Annotated in this window: 17 protein-coding genes; 10 read left to right on the forward strand and 7 right to left on the reverse strand. The window is 61.0% G+C overall.

All coding sequences use genetic code 11. The features are described 5' to 3' along the window. Positions 1 to 298 precede the first annotated feature (298 nt). The 5 genes from ACE3TJ_RS06505 to ACE3TJ_RS06525 form a co-directional block, all read right to left on the reverse strand. Complete coding sequence (locus ACE3TJ_RS06505; RefSeq protein ID WP_374595036.1) at positions 299 to 1,234, reverse strand: LysR substrate-binding domain-containing protein; 936 nt, start codon at positions 1,232 to 1,234, stop codon at positions 299 to 301. Between the two features lie 80 nt (positions 1,235 to 1,314). After that, complete coding sequence (locus ACE3TJ_RS06510; protein WP_374595038.1) at positions 1,315 to 2,787, reverse strand: aldehyde dehydrogenase; 1,473 nt, start codon at positions 2,785 to 2,787, stop codon at positions 1,315 to 1,317. 90 nt (positions 2,788 to 2,877) lie between these two features. After that, a complete protein-coding gene (locus ACE3TJ_RS06515) occupies positions 2,878 to 4,146 on the reverse strand; it encodes an acyl-CoA dehydrogenase family protein (protein WP_374595040.1) in 1,269 nt (422 codons plus the stop codon). Next, positions 4,143 to 5,291, reverse strand: a complete 1,149-nt coding sequence (locus ACE3TJ_RS06520; protein ID WP_374595042.1) for an acyl-CoA dehydrogenase family protein — start codon at positions 5,289 to 5,291, stop codon at positions 4,143 to 4,145. The genes ACE3TJ_RS06515 and ACE3TJ_RS06520 overlap by 4 nt, the downstream gene beginning before the upstream one ends. Before the next feature lie 14 nt (positions 5,292 to 5,305). Next, positions 5,306 to 6,637 (reverse strand): CaiB/BaiF CoA transferase family protein, encoded by a 1,332-nt coding sequence (locus ACE3TJ_RS06525; RefSeq protein ID WP_374595044.1) that lies wholly within the window; start codon positions 6,635 to 6,637, stop codon positions 5,306 to 5,308. A 23-nt stretch (positions 6,638 to 6,660) separates the two neighbouring features. On the opposite strand from ACE3TJ_RS06525, the gene ACE3TJ_RS06530 reads away from it, so the two are divergent. From ACE3TJ_RS06530 to ACE3TJ_RS06545, 4 genes are all read left to right on the forward strand, one after another. Continuing rightward, positions 6,661 to 7,434: an IclR family transcriptional regulator gene (locus ACE3TJ_RS06530; RefSeq protein WP_374595046.1), complete on the forward strand. Its 774-nt coding sequence runs from the start codon at positions 6,661 to 6,663 to the stop codon at positions 7,432 to 7,434. Positions 7,435 to 7,783: 349 nt separating this feature from the next. Next, positions 7,784 to 9,091 (forward strand): aspartate aminotransferase family protein, encoded by a 1,308-nt coding sequence (locus ACE3TJ_RS06535; RefSeq protein WP_374599335.1) that lies wholly within the window; start codon positions 7,784 to 7,786, stop codon positions 9,089 to 9,091. 73 nt (positions 9,092 to 9,164) lie between these two features. Then, entirely contained in the window at positions 9,165 to 9,920 is a 756-nt protein-coding gene (locus ACE3TJ_RS06540; RefSeq protein ID WP_374595048.1) for an enoyl-CoA hydratase/isomerase family protein, read from the forward strand. A gap of 58 nt (positions 9,921 to 9,978) precedes the next feature. Then, positions 9,979 to 11,226: an acyl-CoA dehydrogenase family protein gene (locus ACE3TJ_RS06545; RefSeq protein WP_374595050.1), complete on the forward strand. Its 1,248-nt coding sequence runs from the start codon at positions 9,979 to 9,981 to the stop codon at positions 11,224 to 11,226. A gap of 291 nt (positions 11,227 to 11,517) precedes the next feature. On the opposite strand, the gene ACE3TJ_RS06550 is transcribed toward ACE3TJ_RS06545, so the two are convergent. Then, positions 11,518 to 11,700, reverse strand: coding sequence for a DUF2171 domain-containing protein (locus ACE3TJ_RS06550; RefSeq protein ID WP_374599337.1), 183 nt, complete (start codon positions 11,698 to 11,700; stop codon positions 11,518 to 11,520). 183 nt (positions 11,701 to 11,883) lie between these two features. On the opposite strand from ACE3TJ_RS06550, the gene ACE3TJ_RS06555 reads away from it, so the two are divergent. Beyond that, a complete protein-coding gene (locus tag ACE3TJ_RS06555; protein ID WP_374595052.1) occupies positions 11,884 to 12,057 on the forward strand; it encodes a DUF1328 domain-containing protein in 174 nt (57 codons plus the stop codon). 45 nt (positions 12,058 to 12,102) lie between these two features. Here the strand turns inward: ACE3TJ_RS06555 and ACE3TJ_RS06560 are convergent, their stop codons facing one another. After that, entirely contained in the window at positions 12,103 to 12,261 is a 159-nt protein-coding gene (locus ACE3TJ_RS06560; protein WP_374595054.1) for a hypothetical protein, read from the reverse strand. A 222-nt stretch (positions 12,262 to 12,483) separates the two neighbouring features. Between ACE3TJ_RS06560 and ACE3TJ_RS06565 the strand changes: the two genes are divergently transcribed. The 5 genes from ACE3TJ_RS06565 to ACE3TJ_RS06585 all read left to right on the forward strand — a co-directional run bounded on the left by ACE3TJ_RS06565 (position 12,484) and on the right by ACE3TJ_RS06585 (position 20,453). After that, positions 12,484 to 13,476 (forward strand): DNA topoisomerase IB, encoded by a 993-nt coding sequence (locus ACE3TJ_RS06565; protein WP_374595056.1) that lies wholly within the window; start codon positions 12,484 to 12,486, stop codon positions 13,474 to 13,476. Between the two features lie 147 nt (positions 13,477 to 13,623). Further along, positions 13,624 to 14,487 (forward strand): Ku protein, encoded by an 864-nt coding sequence (locus ACE3TJ_RS06570; protein WP_374599339.1) that lies wholly within the window; start codon positions 13,624 to 13,626, stop codon positions 14,485 to 14,487. A gap of 2 nt (positions 14,488 to 14,489) precedes the next feature. Further along, positions 14,490 to 16,976 (forward strand): DNA ligase D, encoded by a 2,487-nt coding sequence (gene ligD, locus ACE3TJ_RS06575; RefSeq protein WP_374595058.1) that lies wholly within the window; start codon positions 14,490 to 14,492, stop codon positions 16,974 to 16,976. Positions 16,977 to 17,659: 683 nt separating this feature from the next. Continuing rightward, positions 17,660 to 19,285, forward strand: a complete 1,626-nt coding sequence (locus ACE3TJ_RS06580) for an NAD(P)/FAD-dependent oxidoreductase (RefSeq protein WP_374595060.1) — start codon at positions 17,660 to 17,662, stop codon at positions 19,283 to 19,285. Beyond that, a complete protein-coding gene (locus ACE3TJ_RS06585) occupies positions 19,275 to 20,453 on the forward strand; it encodes an NAD(P)/FAD-dependent oxidoreductase (RefSeq protein WP_374595062.1) in 1,179 nt (392 codons plus the stop codon). The genes ACE3TJ_RS06580 and ACE3TJ_RS06585 overlap by 11 nt, the downstream gene beginning before the upstream one ends. Positions 20,454 to 20,524: the final 71 nt, after the last annotated feature.

The raw sequence follows: 20,524 nt of genomic DNA on the forward strand, positions 1-20,524 counted from the left end.
CCATTGATGAATAGCATTTCAGTCGCGCCTAGACTGGAGCGCCATCCACCCTCCCGGCTTTCTTGAGTCCGAAGTCGAAATTCAAGAGGCTGCCGGCTGCTGCTTTGACTTCATGGGCGCATGTATCTCGCCCATTCTGCCTTTCCCTTCAGTGACTTACAGTTGCCGGCGGCAGCCCTGCTTTCGTACGCGTTCGCGCTCACTCAGGTGCGATTGCGCCTACAGCTGCCGAAGATTTGGCCCCCGACCGGTGCGAGATGGCGGCGACTTAAGCTGACATGCGGAACCCGCGAAAGCGTCAGCTGATCGCGTAAGAATCTTTTGGCGCCGGGCTGAGGGCCGAACTGTCCTGCAGCCACTCGGCAACCGCCTCCACAGCGGTGCTGGGCTTCCCCTGCGACGGCGCGTACAGCCAATAGGAAAATCCCGGCCGGCTCAGGTCTGGAAATGGCGCGACGAGAGCTCCGGTGAGCAGTTGGCGCTCCACGAGGATACTGCTCTCAAGGATGACGCCCATGCCGCGAACAGCGGCTTCAATCGCAAGGTGGGAGGGGTCCATCTGCAAAGTGCTGATTGCGCTTCTGTCGAGATCGACACCCTGCCAGTTCAGCCATTCCTCCCATGTCACTGCGTTTAGAGAGGTGCTCAGGAGAGTGTGCTCGAGGAGACGATCGGGAGACTTCATGCGGCCTTGCGCGAGGAGCGCAGGCGCGCAAACCGGCTGGAAGTTTTCGGACAGCAGGCGCGAAGCTCTATCGGACCAAAGCTTGTCGTCGCCATATACAATCTGAAGATCCGCGGGCGCATCCGTCAAAAGGGGCAAGGGTGATCGATCTCTCTGAAGATGAGATCCCTGCGCGTTGACCCGGATGTCCAAACCCGGATGCTGCGCGATCAGTTCTGCCAAGCGCGGCAACAGCCAGCAGTGAGCCAGCGAGGGGGGGAGCTCAATCCTGACGACCTCCAAAGCGCCGCCCGCCTTCGCGCGTGCCCTGATCTGGTTCGTGGCGATCCGCAGCCGCTGCATGCTTACCCGCACGGAGAGCGCGTAGTCAGCACCTTCAGCCGTCAGCGTCACACCACGTCCCACGCGCTCGAACAGCCGGACGCCGAGGGTCTCTTCGAGCAGTCGGATTTGGTGACTGACCGCGGACGGTGTCAAATTCAGTTCTTGGGCAGCCGCATGGAAACTGACCGCGCGAGCCGCTGCTTCGAACACGGCAATACCGCGCACGGGAAGTGGTCTTTCTCCCATTCCTACCTCCGGCGCCCATCCCTACCGCGAAACACGATGAGCGGCGCGTGCCGCTCCCGTCAACCCCTCTCGTTAGGCATTGCGTCCATGAGCAACGTCTTGGCTTCCAGGAAAGGTAGCAGACCCTCGCGCCCACCCTCCCGTCCGAGGCCCGATTGCTTGAAGCCACCAAACGCAATCCCGAAATCCGAGCGAACGGAATTGTGGCCCACCGTTCCCGAACGGAGCCGCCGCGCCACTTGGTAAGCCCGGTCGATGTCGTTGGTGAAAACCGAGTTGTTCAGGCCGAAGATCGTGTCATTGGCGATTTGGATCGCAGCCTCTTCGCTATCGGCTGGGATCACGACCAAGACCGGGCCGAAAATCTCTTCTCTGGCGAGGCGCGAGCGGTTCTCGACGTTGGCGAACACCGTCGGTTCGATGAAATAGCCGCGATTCAGGTGCGCAGGACGCTTGCCTCCGGCCGCGAGCCTGGCGCCCTCCTCCTGCCCCAGTTGGATGTAGCTTTCGACACGACCGCGCTGCTGGCTCGTCGCCAGTGGGCCCAATTGCGTGGTCAGATCGAATGGGTCTCCGATCTTCACCGTGGAGAAGCAGGCGCTGAGGGCATCGACCAGGTCATCGTGACGCCGGCGATCGACGATGATCCGCGTCAGCGAGGAACAGACTTGGCCTGTCAGAAACATAGACATGGCGGAGATGGTTTTTGCTGCCTGCTCAACGTCATAGTCGTCCAGAATGACCGCCGCAGACTTCCCGCCGAGTTCCAGGGTGCAACGGGCGATCCGTTCACCGCAGATGGAAGCGATCCGTCGGCCGGCAGCCGTTGACCCGGTGAACGTTACCTTGTCGATATCGGGGTTGCGGACCAGAAGCTCTGAGACTTCGCGGTCGGCTATCACGACGTTGACAACGCCGGGCGGCAAACCGATTTTCTCGCACACTTCGGCGAACAAATATGCGGCCCCCGGCGCCTCGGGCGAGCCCTTTACGACGACGGTGCAGCCGGCGAGGAGAGCGGGTGCACACTTATAGGCCAGCATCAGCAGGGGCCCGTTCCACGGGATGATCGCGGCCACGACGCCGACAGGCTCGCGCACCAACAGCCCCACCTTCGCGACGGCGGGCTCGTGCACTTCCCGGAACGGAAACGTCTCGGCCAGTCCCGCGTAGAACTCCCAGACGCCCGCAACGGCATCGGCTCTCCCACGCGCGATCGCCAGCGTCACGCCTGACTCGATGACCCAGGTGTTTGCCTGATCGTCGGCCCGCAGGGCCAACTCGTGAGCAATGCGCTTCATGTACGTCGCGCGCTCGCCCGGGGTCATTCGCGGCCAAGGCCCATGGTCAAAGGCATGTCGCGCAGCCGCAACTGCCGCGCTCATGTCCGCCGCCTGTGCCTCGGCGACGCTGACAAACAGCTCCTCGGTGGCTGAATTGAACACGTCGAACGTTGGGTTGCCGGAAGGCTTTACCCATTTACCGCCAATGAAGAGTTGGTCCGGATGCTGGATGGGGGGAATGGCCGACATGACTTACTCCACTTCCATTGGCGATTCTTGAGCTTGGCGGATAAGCAAAAACAAAGCGCCCCAAGTAATCTTCCATTGAAGATCAGGTGTTTACCTCGTCCCCGCCCCCGGGTTCTTCAGAACGTCCCGGAACGGACGATTTGCGTCGAGATTGGGATCCTTAGGCATACGAAGGATCCTCTCTGCAATGATGTTGCGCTGAATCTCGTCTGTGCCACCCGCAATCGAGACGGCTGGAACCGAAACGAAGACTTCCGCAATCAATCCGTCTTTGGGCGCTTCCGCACCCGCCAGCATCGCATCCGCGCCGGAGATCAGGGTATGTACCCTCGCGGCCGCACGCGCCACATGGCTGCCGAGCAGCTTGATCAGCGATCCTGTCGGTCCAAGACCTTCACCCGGCGCCAAATTGGCGCGCGCTCTGAGCGCCGTCCATTTGGCGGTACGATCCAGAACCAGCAGTTTTCCGATCTCTTCGCGAACAACGGGGTCATTGATCTTCCCGGTTTCCCGCGCGCGCTCGAGGATGAGATCGACCCGGCCAGCGCGTTGCGGATACCACCCGTAAGGCTCTGTTGCGATTACGATCTCTTCGCGTTCCTCGTCGTATACACGCCCTTGGCGGCCTCCGGCATCAGTAGGCTTTGCGGCTGAGGGATCTCCATGACTGCGCTCGTGCATCAGGGTGGTCGTCGCCACGGTCCATCCACTGCCGAGTTCGTCGATCATGTGTTCAGGCATAATCACGGCGTCCGTCAGGAACACTTCGTTGAAGGATGCGTAGCCGTTCATTTGCCGGAGCGGCCGCACTTCGATGCCGGGCTGGTGCATGTCGATGAAAAAGAAGGAAAGCCCCTTGTGCTTTGGCACGTCCCAGTCCGTCCTCGCGAGGAGCAAGCCCCAATCCGCGTGGTCGGCACTCGTAGTCCAGACCTTTTGTCCGTTGATTATCCAACGCCCGTCCTTGAGGTCGGCGCGCGTTGCGGCGCCTGCGAGATCAGACCCGCTGCCCGGCTCGCTAAACAGCTGACACCAGCTGTATTGACCGGTCAGCGTCGGGCCAAGAAAATCGCGCTTCTGCGCCTCGGAACCATGAGCCAGCAAGGTCTGGATCGCCAGATTCCGCGCACCGGACCTCGCAACGCCCACTACGCCGGCGCGCCGCATCTCCTCTTCAACGATCGACGCCAAATCCGGATCAAGGCCGCGACCGAAAAGGTTGGCCGGCCAAGTGGGAGCGCCCCAACCGGAACTCACCAGCCTTTTGCGCCACTCAAAGAGGCTTAGGTTCGGATCCCACTCGGCCGCCAGCCAATCCTTGATTTCCGCACGAACTGCAGCTTCCGTCAGCGCTGTCATTGACCTACCCTCCCACCATCAGCCCACGCGCGCACAAGTGCATCTCGGTGCCAGACGGCATCGCCAAGGAGAACCTCAGAGCTCTTCGCGCGCTTGAACCAGAGGTGCGTGTCATTCTCCCACGTGAAGCCGATGCCTCCGTGAATCTGAATCGTGTGGACGGCGGTCTGCAGATAGGTATCGGAAGCCGACGCTTTCGCGAGCGAGGCGATCGCCGGGAAATCCGGCTCATCATCCGCAACCGCCTGAGCGGCTTGATAGGCGGCCGATTTGGCGAGCTCCAAATCCACCAGCATGTCAGCTTGCTTGTGCTTCATCGCCTGGAACGAGCTGACCGGCCGCCCGAATTGTACGCGCAGATTGGCGTAGTCGAGCGCAGACTCTCGCAGCCGCTCGGCCCCGCCCACCATCTCATTTGCCAGCATGGCGACAGCCTGCGCAAGCGTCCTTGCAATCGGCCCCGCAGCCTCTCCGGATTTGCCGAGCAATTCCGCCTCCACGCCATCGAATTCAATCCGTGCGAGCTTGCGAGTGGGGTCCAGAGTTTGCAGCGCCTTGCGTTTCACGCCGTCCGCGTCACTTCGGACGGCGAATAGCGACAAGCCCTCATCGCCCTTGCTGTCTGGCAGGCGCGCCAGCACGATGAGAAGGTCGGCAGTGTGGCCATCAATGACGAAACTCTTCACGCCCGACAGTTGGTAGCGCCCGTCGGCCTGTTGGGCCGTCGTCGCGATCGCGCCCGGTTCCCATTTACCATCGGGCTCGGTGATGGCCAGCGCTGCCACCGTCTCGCCGGAAACCAGACCTGGCAGCAGGGACGCCTTCTGAGCTTCGTCAGCACCGTTCAGGATCGCGGTCGTCGCCAAAACCGCGGAACTGAAGAAAGGCGCACAGAGCAAAGCACGTCCCATTTCCTCAAGGACGATGCCAAGCTCGACAAAGCCAAAGCCCATTCCGCCATAAGCCTCCGGCACATGCACGCCGCAAAGGCCAAGCTGGGCATTCAGGTCACGCCAACGCGTCCGGTCCCAGCCGGCTTCGGTTTCCATAAGCTGCCGCACGACAGGGGGCGGTGAACTCTGCTCGAAGAAGCGGCGGAGAACACCGCGGAATTCGTTCTGTTCAGTCGTAAATGAATATTGCATGGGGAGCTCTGCTATCAGCTGGTTAGGCGGGAATCGTCCGCAAGGAGGGAGCGGCTTTTCGGGACATGGCCAACCTCGGCCAGAACCTCAGCCGTATGCTCGCCAAGACCCGGTGCGTGCCTGCGCAAGCGGTAAGGCGAAGCACCAAAGCGTACTGGTGGCCGGACGGCATAATAGGGGCCCTCGGTCGGATGCTGGAGAATTGGCATCAGATCGACTGCGCGGACATGGGGATCGTCGGGGATGTCCTCCACCGTCAGCACGGGCATGAAGGGGATGTCAGCCTCATCGCAGAAAGCGGCCCATTCTGCCGTCGTGCGCTTCGGCGCTTCTTCCCGGATCATGGCGTACAGGGTTTCGATCTCCGCCATGCGCTTTCCGCGATCAGCATAGCGCACCTTCCAGTCGCTGCGTCCGACGGCGTCGAAGAAGGCGAACCAGTTCTTGGATGAGTAGGGCAAAATACAGGCAAAGCCGTCGGCGGTCCTGAACGGTCGGCGTTCAACCGTCTTCATACGCGGCCAGCCGCTCGGACCCCGAGGAGGCGTGTAGACCGCACCACCCAATCCCTCGACAAGGTTGAAGTCGATGGCGACCTCAAACATGGGCACTTCGATCAACTGCCCGCCGCCGCCGCGGGCGCGATGCAGCAAGCCGCCCAGGATCGAGTACGCGACGGCCTGACCAACAAGCTTGTCGCAAATGACCGCAGGCGCGTAAGCTGGCTCTCCGGTGAGCGGAATACTGGCTGAGGCGAATCCGGAAGCGGCCTGGATCAGATCGTCATACGCAGGCTTTTCACCGTAAGGACCGTCGCCGCCGAAGCCGGTCGCCGTGCAGTAGATGATGTCCGGCTTGATGGCGCTGACAACCTGATAGGTGAAGCCAAGCCTTTCCATCACTTGCGGACGGAGGTTGTGGACGAAAACATCAGCGGTGCGGATCAGCGCCTCGAGCGCCGCCTTCCCCTCTGGATGCTTCAGATCGAGCACGACGCTGCGCTTGTTGCGGTAGAGGTTCATCATCACGGGCGACAATCCCGAGCCGCCCGATGTGCGCAGCATATCACCTTCCGGTGGCTCGATCTTGATGATGTCGGCGCCCATGTCTCCGAGTATCCGCGTAGCGAGCGGGCCCATGAGAACGGATGTAAGGTCAAGGACTCGCACGCCGTCCAACGGGGCCGCAGGCGCTTGTGCTGATGAATTCGCCATGACTTTTGCGAATGACTCCACGATCGGCTGCCACTGGCATTTGAATGCGGGCGTCAGCGTTGGGGTTGCTGCAAACTGTAATCGGTTATTTTCTTGCCACAAGTTTTTCACACTTGTAGTGCACGCTTTCATATTGATGAAAAATTGAGACGACCGTGACGGAAGGCAGCATCAAGTCGGCACGACGCGTGTTTGAGGTGCTCGAATATTTCGATCGCATCCGAATGCCGGTGTCGCTCACGCAGATATGCGATCAATTCGGCTATGCGCCGTCGAGCGGTTCAGCACTCCTCAAGAGCCTGGTGCAGCTCGGCTACCTGGAGTACGACAAGCGCAGCCGCACTTACCTGCCGACCATGAGGATTGCATTGCTTGGCAGCTGGGTCGCGACCGATCTTTTCGGCGGGCTGAACATCCTTCGTTTGATGGAAGACCTTCGCGACGCGACGGGCGAAACTGTTGTCCTTGCCGCCCGGAGCGACCTTCAAGTGCAATATGTTCATGTGGTTCATTCCAACGAAGCGCTGAAATTCGCCGTCGCACCCGGCACGCTGCGGCCGCTGGCCCTCTCGGGATTCGGGCGCCTGCTCTTGAGCGCCGAGAAGAATGCGGACATTGAGGCGACCGTTCGGCGAATAGATGCGCGCCGCGCACCCCATGAAGCGAAAATAAATCAACGGGCGCTGATGGCTGACCTTGAGGCCGTGCGCGACGAGGGGTTTGCGACTTCCGACAGTCGCGTCACACCCGGCGTCTGCACGATGGGCGTCCTGCTTCTGCCTACGCCTTTCGGCCGCAGGTTCGCCCTTGGCGTAGGGGGGCCTTCCGTCCGCATCAACTCCAAAAGCACAGCCATCCTGGGCTTCCTTCGCGATGCGGCGAGCATCTTCGAGAAGGCAGTTAAGCAGGCGAGCACCACCGACGGCTGATGCCGTGTGCTCGGCGGCTTCGCCTCCAGAAAATACTCCACTTATGGACCGCTCTACGGCCGATAGGCCTACGGTTGCTTATGCGCGCGATCCGCAAACCAGCGGTTTCGCCCGCCCCTTCCGCGCGCAAGCTCAACCGCGATTAGAAAATCCTGTTCACCAGTCAGGGAGAAGTATTTGCGTTTAAAGTCGCGAAGATTGGTCGCTACATCTGAATTTACAAAGGTAGAAAGAGGTAGGCGTCGTGACAACTTCAACGTCGATGTATCTGAGGCGTAAGGTTGCCTTCTGGATTTGCGACGAGGCAGTTACCTCAAGTTCAAGCGCAGCAGGATAATCGGCAGTGAATATGATGCTTAACAACTCGGAAGCCGCTATCTGGGAAAAAGCAGATCGCCATCTGCTGAAATACATGGGGACGGGTGGAGGCTTCACCTCGTTCATTCCCACCCGAGCGGAGGGGTCGTGGCTCTACGACGATACAGGGCGCAAGGTGCTGGACTTCACCTCCGGGCAGATGAGCTCCGTGATCGGGCACGCTCATCCGGATCTTGTTGAGGCTATACGCCAAGCCGCTGGCAATCTTGACCATCTGTTTAGCATGATGATCTCCAAGCCGGTAGTGGACTTGGCTGCCGCCCTGGCGGAACTGGTACCCGCTCTTCCACGCTCGATGTTCCTGTCTACCGGAGGGGAGTCGGTCGAAGCAGCGATCCGACTCGCTAAGGTCGTCACAGGCAAATGGGAAATCGTCGGCTTCGCCCAATCTTACCATGGATCGACCGGGGCTGCTGCGTCGGCAACCTATTCGTTGGGACGGCGCGGCCAAGGGCCGCTGATGCCAGGATCTTTCTCCATCCCCGCGCCAAACCCCTATCGCCCGCGGTTCCCCGGGGTGACGTGGCAGCAGGAACTCGACGACAGCTTCGACCTTCTGGATCGACAGTCCACCGGCAATCTCGCAGCCTTCATCGCGGAGCCGGTTCTTAGCACAGGCGGCATCATCGACCTTCCGCTGGGGTACCTCGCAGCGCTTAAGAAACATTGCGAACAAAGAGGTATGCTCCTCATCCTCGACGAGGCGCAGACAAGCCTTGGTCGTACCGGAGAAATGTTCGCCTTCGAGCGCGATAAGGTCGTGCCGGACGTGCTTTTACTTTCGAAGACGCTTGGCGCCGGTATGGCCATGTCGTCGGTTCAGACGTCGGATGCGCTGGCGGAAGAGGCTGAACGGCGGGGATTCTTTTTCGTCACCACGCACGTCAATGACCCGCTTCCCGCCGCTGTCGCCCTAAAGGTCTTGGAGATTGTTCAGCGCGACCAGCTTGTCGAAAGGTCGAGGGTTCTCGGTAGCCGCCTCCGGCAGGGATTGCAGAACCTGATGCAACGTCACCAATGCATCGGTGACGTGCGAGGCAGGGGTCTGTTGCTTGGGATGGAGTTCATTCCGTTCAAGGGCAAAAGCGCGACCGCCCTTGCTCAGGAAGTTACAGAGATTGCGCTACAGCGCGGCCTGTTTGCAAACATCACCGGTGTATATTCAGCAGGCATTTTGAGGTTTGCGCCACCAATCAACTCATCTGACGAGGAGATTGATTTCGGCCTGAGCGTTCTGGATGCCTCCATTTCCCAAGTCTTGGAGACTGCAGGAAAATAAGCTCCGCAAAAAGCTGGCGATTAATAAATTTTGTTCCGCGACGTCGCGGCGTACAAGGGCTCAGGAGACCTACATGCACGAATATTCGGACGTAGGGTTTGAGATCGTCGGGAACGTCGCCGTTGTCGAGATGAGGCGGCCACCGCACAACTTCTTCGACGTCGAGTTGATGAACACGCTTGCTCGGATTTTCGAAGACATAGATCATGACGTTTCACTTCGTGCGATCGTTCTGGCGGCGCAGGGGACCGCGTTCTGCGCCGGCGCAGACTTCAGTACACCGGGCGGTCCGTCCCGGGATGTCTACCCCGCCGCTGCGCGACTGTTTGCGACGCGCAAGCCCATCATCGCTGCAATACAAGGCCCCGCCGTCGGCGGGGGCTTCGGACTGGCGCTCGTTGCGGATTTCAGGGTTGCGTCTCCAGAGGCACGCTTTTCCGCAAACTTCGTGAAGCTGGGTATCCACCCAGGCTTCGGCCTGACACATACACTTCCTCGATTAATCGGGGTGCAGAAAGCCTCGCTCCTCATGTACACGGGTCGGCGCATTAATGGGGAGCAGGCGCTCGCCTGGGGGCTTGTCGATGAACTCGTTGATCAGTCGGAGCTGCGCGCGGGTGCGCTGAAGTTGGCAGGCGAAATCGCCGAGGCCGCACCACTCGCCGTCATCTCGACACGTGCAACGCTGCGTCATGGTATCGTCGATGCGTATCGCACGCAGGTTCAGCACGAAAGCGACGAGCAGACCAAGTTATTGGCCACAGCGGATGCTCGCGAAGGAGTCGCCGCAGTCGCAGAACGGAGACCCGGTCGCTTCATCGGCGCCTGAGCTGATGAGGGCCGCCATCGCCCTGTGTATCCTCTGTCACGTCTAGGGTGAGCCATAAATGGATTTCACGAACTCGGAGCGCCAAAGCGCATTTCAGCAGCGTGTCCGCGACTTCATGGATCGGGAGGTGCGGCCGGCGATCGCGCAATACAAGCAGGAACGCGAAAGCAACGATCGCTGGACGTCGAGCGCGGTCATTGCGGGGTTGAAGGTGCGGGCAAAGAGCGCCGGGTTGTGGAACCTCTTTATGCCGCCCTTGCGCCCGGAAGACATGATCGAAACCCGCTTCGAGTTCAGCGGCGAACGACTGAGTAATGTCGAATATGCGCTCTGCGCAGAGGAGATGGGGCGCGTTGCCTGGGCATCAGAAGTGTTCAACTGCTCTGCGCCGGACACCGGCAACATGGAGGTTCTCCATCGCTACGGAACGGCAGCCCAGAAAGCGCGCTGGCTGAGGCCTTTGATGGATGGCGAACTGCGCTCCGCCTTTCTGATGAGCGAGCCGGATGTTGCTTCCTCCGACGCGACGAACGTGTGCACATCCATCAGGCGCGATGGCGATGACTACGTTATCAATGGTCGCAAATGGTGGTCGTCCGGGATTGGCGATCCACACTGTAAGCTGGCGATCATCATGGGCAAGAGCGACCCGGAAGCGGAACCATACCGCCAGCAGACGATGATCCTTGTCGACCTCGATACGCCCGGCGTCAAGTTGCGCCGCCTCTTGTCAGTTTACGGTTTCGACCATGCGCCGCATGGGCATGGTGAGATCGTGCTGACCAACGTACGCGTGCCCGCCGCCAACGTAATACTGGGTGAAGGGCGCGGCTTCGAGATCGCGCAAGGTCGCTTGGGACCGGGCCGAATCCATCACTGTATGCGCCTGATCGGCACTGCCGAGGAGGCGCTCACAGCGATGGCCCGCCGGCTGCAATCGCGGACTGTCTTCGGCAAGCGCATCAGCGAGTACTCTGTCTGGGAGGAGCGGATCGCGCGCGCTCGGATCGACATCGATATGACACGCCTGCTCTGCCTCAAGGCGGCCGATATAATGGACCGCGCCGGCAACAAGTCGGCGCAGGTCGAGATTGCGATGATCAAGGTTCAGGCGCCAATAATGGCGCAACGCATCATTGACGATGCCATCCAGGCGCACGGCGGCGCCGGCGTGTCCGCCGACTTCGACCTCGCGAGCGACTGGGCGAACGCCCGCGTCCTGCGGCTGGCCGATGGTCCCGACGAAGTTCACGCCCGCGCGATCGCGCGGGCCGAGCTCCGGCGCCATCGGAACGCCGCCCCGTAACCGATCTAAATCTGACCGCCCTCTCCGTCTCGACCAGCCGCTCGTACGAAGGGCTGGGCTTTGGCCGCAGCATCGCCGGGACGATCGGCGACGTCTAATGGCGCAGGCTGGTATGCAGCGAGCGCCGCAATATCCACATGGGTCCAGATAGCAAACCCGCCAGGGATCGATAGGTGATCTCAGACGGCTGTTCCATCGGTTCATCTGCCGGAATCGCGAGCGGCGGGGTTTCGGACGGCTATTGCGGCTTGATGATGTTGGGCTTCGGGATGTCAGATTTACTCGCCAGTTTTAAGGGTTCCCGCCAGCCAAGGCGCCACCGTCCCGTTCTTCTTCCAGTAACGCGGCGTTGGCACCGTTGGCTGAAAGGCGCACCTTGCCGTCTTCCACAGCCGCCACGAGACCAGCAGAAATGTAGTGATGATGGTCCGCGTGTGATCCGCTTTCCGCTTCGTCAGCTTGACAGCGCCGCACACGAGTCAAACTGGGGGCATAGCGGGATACTGATCACAACGTCGGTTTGGAACACAGGGTTCCACAGTCTCGGCGAAAGACGTCAGCAAGAGGAGCGGCATCAATCAGCATTGGGGCAGGAAATATGGAACCCCATGCGCCGTCGGGCTTTTCAGAAGAAACAAGCGCCAGGAGGATCACGACATGCTCAAGTGGGCTATCATTTTCGCTATCGCAGCACTGATATTTGGCGTGCTGGGTTTCGGCGGCCTCGCTGGCGCCTCGATGGGCATTGCCAAAGTGCTGTTCGTGGCAGCCGTAATCGTGGCCATCATCTTTTTCGTTCTGGGCCTCACCGCCGTCAAAAAGATCACCTGATAATAGCCGATCTTGGGGCGAATAAGATGAACCCGGCGCTCGGGTTCATCCGCCGGGGGCGTTTTGCTCAGCTTCGTTCGCCAATTGAGCGTAGCGGTCGGCAAGGTCTTTGTGGATGCGCTTGATGCCGGGGTCTTTGGCATTTTCGGCCATCGCTCGACAGTGCGCTTCGCGCATACGGGTATATTCAGGCGTGTTCGCCATATTGCTGCTCCTGCTTGAGTATAAGCGGCAGCTTCTTTGGCTGACAGACAGACGAGACCGGCTCGGGGGATACTGGGTATCGACGTAGCCACCGTAGCACCCTTCTTCATGCTTACCTAATCCGGCACACCCATTTGCGATGAACCGTTCACCGTTCTTGTATGTTGCCTCGACGCGCACCCTTCGTGGGGATCGACTGCGCTCGATAAGCGTTCGGGGCGCATGAAGAACGGTCTCCGGTACGTCGATGATGCCGAGCAGGGCTACACCCGGCGGCGCTGCGGCAAGGACTGGGGCTATTTCGAGGAGGACGGCACGCGTGTGACGAAGCGCGAGGAGATCCAGCGCTTGAACAGCCTCGCTCTGCCACCCGCCTATACGAAGACGTGGTTCTGCCGCGACCCTGCCGGGCATCTGCAGGCCACGGGCTACGATGCGCGCGGCCGTAAACAGTACCGTTATCATCCTGACTACCGCACGCACCGTGATGCTCAAAAGTTCGCCCGCCTCGCTGATTTCGGTCGGGCATTGCCGAAGCTACGGGCGCGTGTCCTGCGCGATCTGAAAAAACGAAAGCTGGATAAGAGCAAGGTCGTCGCAGCCGTGATCCGGCTGCTGGACGGCGGCCAGGTTCGCGTGGGCAACGAATGTTACGCACAGGAAAACGATAGCTACGGCGCAACGACGCTGCGCAATCGACACGTTCGGTTGAATGGGCACACGGTCGCACTGCGCTTTAAGGGCAAATCCGGCAAAATGCATAATCTGAAAATGTCGGACCGGTTGCTCGCAAGCGCGGTAAAGCGCTGTCAGGATTTGCCGGGGCAGCGCCTATTCACCTACATCGGTGAGGATGGCGAGGTGCATCCGGTAACGTCGGGAGATGTGAACGCCTATATCCACGGCGCATTGGACGCGGACTACAGTGCCAAGCATTTTCGCACCTGGGGCGCCAGCGTGATTGCATTGGACGTCATACTGCAGGCAGAGACTCCGGTGTCAACGAAGGTCGTTCTGGAGCCCGTGAGCGTTGTCCTTGGAAATACCCCTGCCATTGCGAGAAGTGCTTACGTGCACCCTGCACTGCTTGAACTCGCATCAAACCCAGCGCTGCGAAAACGTCTGAAACTTCCGATGCGGCGCGCGACCAAGCATATGAGCGCTACTGAACGCACGCTAGTAGATCTACTTGCAAGTCTGCCGAAATCCCGCTGATCACGCCTCGCGTTTCTGGGGTGCAGGAGGGGCTAAGGTTGCGGACGGTGTTTGTCGCGCTGAAATGCGATGAGGTGAGCTGAATTGGGGAACTGCAGCAGCCCCTGTAGGTTGAGCAAAATGGCTGTAGCAGGAGGGCAATGGAAAATGCCTGCACGTCCCTATTGGCGGGGCCAGATTCGTCTGGCTTTGGTATCGATTCCTGTAGAAATCTACAGTGCCACGAAGAGCGGCGCACAAATCAGCTTTCGTCAGATTCACGAACCGTCAGGAAAACCCATCCGCTACGAGAAGGTTGTACCCGGCATCGGCCCGGTAAAGGCGGAAGACATTCTTAAGGGCTATGAGGTCGATAAGGGCGAATATGTTCTGCTCGGGCAGGACGAGATTGATGCCGTGAAGCTGGAAAGCCGCAAGACGCTGGAACTCACGCAGTTCGTCGACTTCAACGAGATCGATCTTCTCTACTATGAGAAGCCCTATTATGTGGTCCCCGCCGACGACCTGGCCGAAGAAGCCTTCGTCGTTCTGCGCGAAGCGTTACGGCACACACGCAAGGTCGGCCTCGGACAGCTCGCGATGCGTGGACGCGAATATGCCGTCTGCCTGCGCCCGTGCGGACGCGGGCTGATGTTGGAAACCTTGCGCTATGCCGACGAGGTGAACCGTGCTGCTTCGTATTTCCGCGACATCGCCGATGCAAAGCCGGATGCGGAGCTGCTGGAGCTAGCCGAGACTCTGATCGAGAAGAAGACGGCCCCGTTCGACGCCAAAGCGTTTGAGGATCGCTATGTCGAGGCGCTCGAAGCGCTGATCGCGAAGAAACGCAAGTCCCGTGGCCGGAAGATCATCGAGGACGCAGATGAAGATCGTCCGCGCGGTGGCAACGTGATCGATCTCATGGCGGCACTGCGCAAATCTGTGGATGCGCCGAAGCGGAAGCCTGCTGCGAAAAGTTCCACCAAGAAGAAACCGAGCACTGCGAAATCACCCGCCCGGAAACGCGCCTGACGATGGCGAGGCAGGGCGCGCTCGAAGCCTATAATACGAAGCGGGATTTCACCAAAACCGCTGAGCCGAAGGGCGTACCAGGTCGGAAGCGGGGCAACAGTTTCATCGTGCAAAAGCACTCTGCGACGCGCCTCCACTACGACTTCCGGCTGGAACTCGATGGCGTGCTGAAAAGCTGGGCGGTGACGCGCGGACCCAGTCTGAATCCCGACGACAAGCGCCTTGCCGTGCGTACCGAAGACCATCCCTTGAGCTATGCCGATTTCGAGGGTTCGATCCCCAAGGGCGAATATGGTGGCGGCACCGTAATGCTTTGGGATCAGGGTATTTGGGAATCCATGGCCGGCAAGAACCCGCACAAGACGCTGGAAGAAGGGCATCTGCATTTCACGCTGCACGGCGAGCGGATGAAGGGAGAATGGCTGCTCGTACGCATGAAGCCGCGCCCCGGCGAAAAGCGGGAGAACTGGCTGCTACGCAAGATCGAGGACGAACATGCGGGCGGATCGGACGACCTAGTCGACCACGAAATCACCAGCATATCAACGGGTCGATCCATGGCGGAAATCGCGGCAGGTGCACCGGCCATATCTTTGAAAGGCAAGCGCGGCGCCGCGTTCGAACGTGCGATGGACGAAGCACGGCGGACGACCTTACCCATGCAGCATCGTAGAAGAGGCAAAGCGACTCCTCTGCCCACGTTTCGAAAGCCGCAGCTTGCAACGTTGGTCGACCATGTGCCGACCGGCAATGCATGGCTGCACGAAATCAAGTTCGACGGGTACCGCGCTTTGCTGGCGGTCGGCAGCGACGGCGCGCGTATTTACACACGCACTGGGCTTGACTGGTCGGAGCGGTTTGCCCCGATTGTGGACGCGGCAAGGGCCATGGCGCTGCCACCCTCACTGATCGACGGCGAAATCGTCGTGTTCGATGCAAACGGCAATCCCAGTTTTTCGGCCCTGCAAAAGGCGCTGACGGAGGGGCGTGGCGATTTCGTCATGTTCGCGTTCGATCTTCTCGTCCTGAACGGGGCCGACCTTGCGGCCCAGCCAAACATCGCGCGCAAGGAACAGCTTGCGGCCCTCCTTCCCGAAGATGGGCCGATCCGCTTTGCATCGCATGTGATCGGCGCTGGCGAGAAACTGTTGGATGCGATGTGCCGCGCAGGGCAGGAAGGCATTATCTGCAAGCGTGCCGATGCGCCCTATTTGGGCCGCCGCACGAAGGCGTGGCTTAAGGTGAAATGCACGCTGCGGCGGGAGTTCGTGATCGTGGGATGGACACCGAGCAGCGCGCGGGCGCGGCCGTTCGCTTCGCTTCTGCTGGCACAGAACCGGGGTGGCAAACTCGCTTATGCAGGCAAGGTGGGCACAGGATTCGATGCAGATACGCTCGCAATGCTTGCCCGAAAGCTGAAGCCGATCGCGCGGAAAAGCGCGGCTTTGGATGTGCCGCCTGCTGAAGCGCGTGGAGCCCGGTGGGTTTCGGCGAAGTTGGTCGCTGAAATCGCCTTTGCCGAGTTCACGTCTGATAATGTGCTGCGGCACGCCAGTTTTATCGGACTGCGTGAGGACAAGATGCCGAAGGACGTCGCGACCGAAGAGCCTGTAGAGATCGCCGCTTTGCCCGATGTGAAGATCACGAACCCGGGCCGCGTGATCTTCCCGGAGGCGAAGATCACCAAGGGCGCGCTGGCGGACTACTACCGGCGTTTGGGCGTCGTCATGCTGCCATGGCTGGCGCGACGCCCGATAAGCCTTGTCCGCTGCCCCCAAGGCCGCGCCAAACAATGCTTCTTTCAGAAACACGACAGCGGCAGCTTCGGAAACGATGTGCATCACATCCCGATTGTTGAGAAGGACGGAAAACCGGACGACTATCTCTACGTGGAGGATTTGCGGGGCGTTTTGGCCTGTGTGCAAATGGGTACAATCGAGTTTCACGGGTGGGGCGCGCGTGTGGACGATGTTGAACGCCCGGACCGCCTCATCTTCGACCTCGACCCCGACGAAGGGCTCGATTTTGTCGACGTAAAGAGAGCGGCAAAGGATTTGCGGAAACGGCTCAGCGACATTGGCCTCGTAAGCTTCCCGATGCTGTCAGGCGGCAAGGGTATTCACGTCGTGGTACCGCTCACACCGGATGCGAAGTGGCCGGTTGTGAAGGATTTTGCCGAACGCTTCGCCCGCGCCCTCGCGGAGATGGAGCCGGAGCGGTTTACTGCAACGATGTCGAAGGCAAAGCGCAAGGGGCGTATTTTCATCGACTGGCTCCGCAACCAGCGAGGATCGACCGCGATTCTGCCTTACAGCGTACGTGCTCGCCCCGGTGCGCCTGTCGCAGTTCCGGTTTCGTGGAAAGCGCTGGATGGTATTGAGAAAGCTGGCGCGTTCACCATGAAGGATGAAAAGGCGCTGTTGAAACACGCCGGAAGCCGCGATCTGGCCGGATGGGGCATGGCGGCGCAAACTTTACCGGACGTTTAACTCACGCCAGCCACATATGTCACGACGTGCGGGCGTTACAGGGTCTACGCTTTCCCGGCCCAGACCGAGAACCAACCATTTCAACAAATACTCTCGGCCTTCCCTTTTGCGACCACCCGACGCCTATGATCGCTGAACTTCTCGCCATCACGGCGTTCCGTACGGAAACCGTTGACCTTCCACGGCTTGCAGAGCTTGCACCCTGCCCGCCTGTTCCTCGCTTTGCCGCGCTTGTGGTGCATTTCACTCAATCCTGACAATGTCCCTCCAAATTTCACAGATGATGCCGCGATGCTAGGATCGCAATGCGTGCGCGTATTCCGGATGGACCTGCCCTCCGGAGGACACTACAATGGCCCTTTGTGCGGGAGAAGGCCGTACACCCCGCGCGTGCAGCCACCGCTTTCGCCTCGAAGCCAGCCAACGTGTCAGCTGGCCCCACATATACGAGCGTTCATCAAGACCAATAGGCTCGCCAAAAACTGGAGCAGCTTGAGTTGCGCGGGGTACGATAAGCGGTATCACATTTATTTGAATTATCTAATCGTCTGTATTTATATCATAAATACCAGCATGTATCCTTCCGCCGACACCTGCTTCGCTCCGCGAGTGCGCCTCTCTCCAAACACGGCTGAAGGGCTGTCGCTTGGCGCACGGCGGGCTTGCCGCTAAAGGCCTCGTCCATGCTGCGCCTTTCCGGTCTTACCTTGCCGCTCGATCATGCGGACGACGCGATAGCCCCTGCGATCTGCGCGCGGCTGGGCGTTGCGCCCGAGCGGCTGCGCGGATTCACGGTGTTTCGCCGTGGCAATGACGCTCGGCGCAAGAGTGCGATCCTGCTAGTCTATACGGTTGATGTAGACATAGTAGACGAAGACGAGGTGCTGGCGCGGTTTGTGAAGGACCATGACGTCCGCTCCACGCCGGACATGGAGTACCGATTTCCTACACGTGCGCCGGGGGGCTGGTCCGGGCTGCGGCCGGTTGTTGTCGGCGCGGGGCCGTGCGGGCTGTTTGCGGGGCTGATCCTTGCACAGATGGGGTTCCGGCCGATCATCGTCGATCGCGGCAAGATTGTGCGGGAGCGGACCAAGGACACGTGGGGCCTTTGGCGGCGATCGGAGCTGAACCCGGAATCGAACGTCCAGTTCGGCGAAGGCGGGGCGGGTACGTTTTCTGATGGAAAATTATACTGCCGCGTGAAGGACCCCCGCTTCCTCGGCCGCAAGGTGCTCGAGGAGTTCGTGAAGGCCGGCGCGCCCGACGACATCTTGTTCGAGGCGCACCCGCATATCGGCACGTTCCGGCTCGTCACGATGGTCGAAAGCCTGCGCGCGACCATCGAAGCGCTCGGCGGTGAATATCGCTGGCAGACGCGGGTCGAGGATCTGGAGCTGGAGCGCGGCGCGGGCGGGAACCTCGCCGTTCGCGGGCTGCATCTCCACAATGGCGATTTCCTTGAAGCCGACCACATCGTCCTCGCCGTCGGCCACAGCGCACGCTCCACGTTCGAGATGCTGCACCGGCGCGGGGTGCATATCGAGGCGAAGCCGTTCTCGATCGGCGTGCGCATCGAGCATCCGCAAGCGTGGATCGACGAGGCGCGCTACGGCAAGTTCGCGCGGCATCCGATCCTCGGCACAGCCGCGTACAGCCTCGCGCACCACTGTGCGAACGAACGCACCGTCTACAGCTTCTGCATGTGCCCCGGCGGGCGCGTGGTCGCCGCGACATCGGAGGAAGGCCGCGTCGTCACCAACGGCATGAGCCAGTATTCGCGCGCCGAGTTCAACGCCAACTCCGGCCTCGTCGTCGCGATCGATCCGGCGCGCGATTACCCGGAGGGGCCGCTCGCAGGGATCGACTTCCAGCGCAGCTGGGAATCGCTGGCGTACACGGCGGGTGGATCGAACTACAATGCACCGGGCCAGACCGTGGGAGATTTTCTGGCCGGGCGCGCATCCACACAGCTCGGAGAGGTCGTTCCGTCCTACAAGCCGGGCGTCACCCCAACGGATCTTTCCACCTGCCTTCCCGAATTCGCCGTCGAGGCGATGCGCGAGGCGCTGCCCGTGTTCGGGCGCCAGCTCGCGCGCTACGATCACCCCGACGTGGTGATGACGGGCGTCGAGACACGCACCTCCTCGCCCGTGCGGATCACGCGCGGCAAGGACTTCCAGAGCCTGAACACCGCGCGCCTCTTCCCGGCGGGAGAAGGTGCGGGCTACGCGGGCGGCATCCTTTCCGCCGCGATCGACGGGATCAAGGCCGCCGAGGCGGTTGCCGCCAGCATCACCCGTGAACGCTGAAAATTTCGACGCGATCGTCCTCGGCGCAGGCGCTGCGGGGATGATGTGCGCCGCGACGGCGGGCGCGCGCGGCAAGCGGGTTCTGCTCGTCGATCACGCCGATGAGCCGGGCAAGAAGATCCTGATCTCGGGTGGCGGGCGCTGCAACTTCACGAACATTCACACCGCCGCAGACCGCTATCTTTCCGGCAATCCCCATTTCGCCAAGTCGGCGCTCGGGCGCTACACGCCGCAGGACTTTCTGGGGCTCGTCGAACGCTACGGCATCGCGTGGCACGAAAAGACGCTTGGCCAGCTTTTCTGCGACGGCTCCGCCCGGCAGATCGTCGACATGCTGATGGAGGAATGCGCGAAGGCGGGTGTCACGACGTTGCTGGGTCACGCAGCGCACGAGATCGCACACCGCGACGGGCAGTTCGTGACAACGATCGGCGGGCGCGAATACTCAGCGCCCGCGCTCGTCCTCGCCACCGGCGGGCCTTCCATTCCGAAACTCGGCGCGACCGGCTTTGCCTATGATGTCGCGCGCCAGTTCGGACTTTCGATCGTGCACCCGCGCCCGGCGCTGGTGCCGTTCACGCTCGGGGGCGATGAGGCGCTGTTCCGTTCCTTGTCCGGCGTTTCGGCGGAGGTCGAGGTGCGCTGGCAGAAGGTGCGTTTCCGCGAGGCCGCCCTGTTCACGCATCGTGGGCTTTCCGGCCCGGCGATGCTGCAGATATCCTCTTACTGGCAGCACCGAACGCCGATCGGCGTGAACTTCCTCCCTGATGCCGGGCCGGACTGGTTGATCCACCAGAAACAGGCGCAGCCGCGCGCCTCGCTGAAACGTGCCCTCGCGGCCCGGCTCCCTGCCCGTCTCGCGGACGCTCTTGCCGAGCGGCTGGAGCTTGAGGGCGATCTTGGCAACGTCTCCGACAAGGCGCTCCGCGCGGCCGAGGCGCGGCTTACGGACTGGAGCTTCACGCCCACGGGCACCGAGGGCTTCGCGAAGGCCGAAGTGACGGCGGGCGGCATATCGACGGACGGCCTTTCGTCGCGCACGATGATGGCCGCGCGCGTACCCGGCCTCTACGCGATCGGCGAGGCCGTGGACGTCACCGGCTGGCTTGGCGGCTACAACTTCCAGTGGGCGTGGGCGAGCGGCCGGGCGGCCGGCGAGGCGATCTGATCTTTGGCGTTGTTCCGAGATTGAATTGTCTGCTTTTCTTCTCCCGCTCCTTCAGGAGAAGCAATTATGCC

Origin of the sequence: Sphingosinicella sp. (assembly GCF_041916975.1) — a bacterium.
In the GTDB taxonomy this organism is placed as follows: Bacteria; Pseudomonadota; Alphaproteobacteria; order Sphingomonadales; family Sphingomonadaceae; genus Sphingosinicella.